Below are 1,092 nucleotides of genomic sequence, written 5' to 3' on the forward strand. Positions count from 1 at the left end.
CCACGGTTTCGCTGACTGCTGATAAAGCGTCGGTAGTTGAAGGCGGCGATATCACTTACACCGCGACCTTGACTAACAAGGCGCAAACCGACGTTACCGTGACGCTTTCGAACGGTCAGACGATCACTATTAAAGCCGGTGAGACCACAGGCTCAACTGTGTTCAACACCCCAGCCAACGACGTCTATAACAACGGCAGCACGGTCAGCACCACTATCGCCAAAACTGAAGGCGGTAATTTCGAGAACCTGGTCACCGATCCGAAGGCAGCTGAAACAGCCATCACTGACTCGATCGACAACACCACAGTTTCGCTGACTGCCGATAAAGCCTCCGTGGTTGAAGGCGGTGACATCACTTACACCGCGACTTTGACCAACAAAGCGCAAACAGACGTTACCGTAACGTTGAGCAACGGCCAGACCATCACGATCAAGGCCGGTGAAACTGTCGGCTCGACGGTTTTCCATACCCCGGCTAACGACGTCTACAACAACGGTTCCACCGTCAGCACCACCATCGCGAAGACCGAAGGCGGTAACTTCGAGAACTTGGTCACTGATCCGAAAGCGGCCGTCACTTCGATTACCGATTCGATCGACAACACCACGGTTTCTCTGAGTGCTGATAAAGCCTCCGTGGTTGAGGGCGGCGACATCACCTACACCGCAACCTTGACCAACAAAGCGCAAACAGACGTTACCGTTACGCTGAGCAATGGCCAGACCATCACGATCAAGGCCGGTGAAACTGTCGGCTCGACCGTGTTTAACACTCCAGCCAACGACGTCTATAACAACGGTTCCACCGTCAGCACCTCCATCGCCAAAACTGCGGGCGGCAACTTCGAGAACCTGGTTACCGATCCAAAAGCGGCCGTCACTTCGATTACCGACTCGATCGACAACACCACGGTTTCTCTGAGTGCTGATAAAGCCTCTGTAGTTGAAGGCGGTGACATCACTTACACCGCTACCTTGACTAACAAGGCGCAAACCGACGTTACCGTAACGTTGAGCAACGGCCAGACCATCACGATCAAGGCCGGTGAAACTGTCGGCTCGACGGTTTTCCATACCCCGGCTAACGACG

Annotated in this window: 1 protein-coding gene; it reads left to right on the top strand. The window is 54.2% G+C overall.

Annotated elements, in window-relative coordinates:
• A partial coding sequence (locus BFP92_RS24740; RefSeq protein ID WP_170875870.1) for an immunoglobulin-like domain-containing protein occupies nt 1-1,092 on the top strand: 1,092 nt, incomplete at both ends.

The sequence above is a fragment of the Pseudomonas sp. 58 R 3 genome (assembly GCF_900006605.1).
Classification (GTDB): domain Bacteria; phylum Pseudomonadota; class Gammaproteobacteria; order Pseudomonadales; family Pseudomonadaceae; genus Aquipseudomonas; species Aquipseudomonas salomonii.